3 protein-coding genes and 1 pseudogene are annotated in these 3,052 nt (G+C 71.2%); all 4 read left to right on the top strand.

Translation table 11 applies throughout. The features are described 5' to 3' along the window. A pseudogene (locus GWI24_RS42745) lies at positions 1 to 472 on the top strand (peptide ABC transporter substrate-binding protein); the annotation flags it as partial. Further along, entirely contained in the window at positions 472 to 1,431 is a 960-nt protein-coding gene (locus tag GWI24_RS42740) for an ABC transporter permease (RefSeq protein ID WP_210951406.1), read from the top strand. The pseudogene GWI24_RS42745 and the gene GWI24_RS42740, both read left to right, overlap by 1 nt. A gap of 38 nt (positions 1,432 to 1,469) precedes the next feature. Further along, the gene (locus GWI24_RS42735) at positions 1,470 to 2,387 is read left to right on the top strand and encodes an ABC transporter permease (protein ID WP_210951407.1); all 918 of its coding nucleotides are present in this window, start codon (positions 1,470 to 1,472) and stop codon (positions 2,385 to 2,387) included. Next, on the top strand, positions 2,387 to 3,052 hold a 666-nt coding region (locus GWI24_RS42730; protein ID WP_210951405.1), incomplete at its 3' end, for an ABC transporter ATP-binding protein. The genes GWI24_RS42735 and GWI24_RS42730, both read left to right, overlap by 1 nt.

Here is a 3,052-nt window from a genome sequence, read left to right as displayed (position 1 = left end):
GCTGGCGGTGGACCTCTACACCTCCTCGTACGACCCGATCTTCACGCCCATGGCCCTCGCCTACCAGGAGTCGGCCGGGCGCGCGGGCATCCGGATCCGGGTCAAGACCGCCGCCGCGGACTCGTACTACACCCAGATCTGGATGAAGAAGCCGCTCATGGCCACCTACTGGTACACCGGGCGCCCCGTCGACCAGCTCCTCAACCAGGTCTTCCGCGGCGGCTCCTCGTACAACGAGACCGCATGGTCCGACAAGGAGTTCGACGCGCTGCTCGACCGGGCCCGCCGGGAGATCGACGAGGGCCGCAGGCGTGAGCTGTACGGACAGGCGCAGACGCTCGTCGTCGAGCGGGGCGGGGCCATCACCCCGATGTTCGCCGACCGGCTCGTGGGGATCTCCCGGAAGGTGCGCGGCTACGCCGAGCACGGCTTCGAGTTCGACTACCTGCACATCGGGCTGAAGGGGGCGTGATGTTCTCTTTTCTCCTCCGCCGTGTGGTCGCCGCGCTCGGCACCCTGCTGCTCTCCTCGGTCATGGTCTTCCTGGCCGTCCAGGCGCTGCCCGGCGATGTCGCCACCCAGGTGCTCGGCAGGGACGCCACCCCCGACGCGGTCGCCGCACTGCGCAAGCAGATGGGCCTCGACCAGCCCGCCTGGGAGCGGTACGCCGACTGGATCAAGGGCGCGTCGCACGGCGACTTCGGCACCTCGCTGGTAACCACCAAGCCGGTGGGCGGCGAGGTCGCCCAGTACCTCGGCAACTCCGCCCTGATCGCCGTCGTCACCGTCCTCTTCGCGGTCACCGGATCCGTCGTCCTCGGCGTCGTGGCCGGGCTCTACCGCGACCGCTGGCCCGACCACCTGATCTCCACGGTCAGCCTGGTCGGGATGAGCGTCCCCGAATTCGTCGTGGCCACGGTGCTGGTGCTCGCCTTCTCCGTCACCGTGCCGGTGCTTCCCGCCGTGGTGCTGTACGGGCCGGGGGCCGGACTCGGGCAGCTGCTCCCGGCGGTGTGGCTGCCCGCCGCCTCGCTGGCGATCGTCATGGCCGCGTACATCGTGCGGATGGCCCGTACCTCGGTGATCGACGTCATGGCGAGCGAGTACGTCACCACCGCCCGGCTCAAGGGGCTGACCACCTGGCGCGTGGTCACCCGGCACGCACTGCCCAGCGCCCTGCTGCCCACGCTGCACGTCATCGCGCTCAATGTGGCCTGGCTGGTGGGCGGCGTCGCCGTGGTCGAGAACGTCTTCAACTATCCCGGCATCGGGAAGCTGATGCTCACCTCCGTGCAGAACCGCGATCTGCCGGTCATCCAGGCCATCGCCCTCATCAGCGCGGTCGTCTACGTCGTCTGCAACCTCGCCGCCGACCTCGGGTCCATGGCCCTCAATCCCAAGCTCCGCACCCGAGGAGGGAGGATCCGATGAGCTCCGTCGAGGATCCGAAGAGCTCAGTGGAGGATCCGATGAGCTCCCTGAAGCTGCCCGCGGGCGCGGCCCCGTCGTCCGCGTCGCCGCCGCCCGCGTCCGTACGCCCCGGCTTCGCCGCCCGCACCTGGCGCACGGTGCGCTCCTCCCGCCCGGCCGTCATCGGGCTCGCGATCGTCGCCGTTCATGTGGTGGTCGCGCTGCTCGCCCCGCTGCTCACGCCGTACCACCCCACCACCGGCGACGCCTCGCACGCCCTGCTCGGGCCGAGCGCCGACCACTGGGCGGGCACCGACCAGTACGGGCGCGATGTGCTGACCCGGGTGCTGTACGGCGGGCGGTACGCGCTCGGCGTCTCCGTCACCGCGACCCTCATCACCATCGCCCTCGGCACCGTCCTCGGCTGTGCGGCCGCGCTGCACGGCGGCTGGCTGGACGATGTGGTCATGCGCGTCCTGGACGCGGTGCTGTCCATCCCCGCGATCCTCGTCCTGCTGGTGATCGTCACCGCGCTGGGCACCGGGTCCTCGGTCATCGTGCTGGCCATCGCCGTCGTCTGCGTTCCCCAGGTGGTGCGGGTGGTGCGGGGTGCCGCGCTCGCCGTCGTGCCGCAGGACTACGTCACCGCGGCGCGGGCCCGGGGCGAGACCACCTGGGCGATTCTGCGGCGCGAGGTGCTGCCCAACATCAGCGATGTGGTGTGCGTCGAGTTCGCGATGCGGGCGTCGTGGGTGGTGCTGCTGATCTCGTCGCTGTCGTTCCTCGGCTTCGGCGCGGATCCGCCCACCCCCGACTGGGGGCTGATGGTCTCGGAGAACCGCACCGCGATCACCGTGGTGCCGATGGCGAGCCTCGCGCCGATCATCGGCCTGGCCACGATGGTGGTCGGGCTCAACCTCGCGGCCGACGGCCTGTCGAAGGCGTGGGGCGTGGACCGGATCAGGGAGGGCGTCTGATGACTCCGCTCACTCTTCAGGAACGGGCTGATCGGGCCCCGATCGTCTCGGTGGACAAGCTGTCCGTGGCGTACCGCTCGGGCGGGCGCGAGGTGCCCGTCGTCCAGGAGGTGTCGCTGGAGGTGAGCCCCGGCCGGACGCTGGCCCTGGTCGGCGAGTCCGGCAGCGGCAAGTCGACGGTCGCCGCGACGCTTCTGGGGCATCTGCGGCATGGCTCCCGGATCACGGGCGGGCGCGTTTCGGTGGACGGCGAGGACGTCTTCGCGCTGTCCGCGCGGGAGTTGCGGCGGCTGCGCGGCGGTACGGTCGCGATGGTCGCGCAGAACGCGGGCCACGCCCTGACGCCGTCCATGCGGATCGGACGGCAGATCGCGGAGGCGGGCGGCGAGGTGCCCGTCACGGACCTGTTGGAGCAGGTGCGGCTGGAGCGCCCGCGCGAGCTCGCCCGCCGCTATCCGCACGAACTCTCCGGCGGGCAGCAGCAGCGTGTCGCCATCGCCATGGCGATCGCGGCCCGCCCCAAGGTGCTCGTGCTGGACGAGCCCACGACCGGCCTCGATGTGATCACCCAGCGCGGGGTGCTGGACCTGATCGGCGCCCTGCGCGAGGAACTCGGCCTCGCCGCGGTCCTGGTCAGCCATGACCTGGGCGTGGTCGCGCGGATG

It is taken from the genome of Streptomyces sp. MK37H, assembly GCF_018035285.1.
GTDB classification, from domain to species: domain Bacteria; phylum Actinomycetota; class Actinomycetes; order Streptomycetales; family Streptomycetaceae; genus Streptomyces; species Streptomyces endocoffeicus.
Note: the sequence above shows the minus strand (reverse complement) of the source record. Positions and strands in the feature narration are given on the sequence as shown.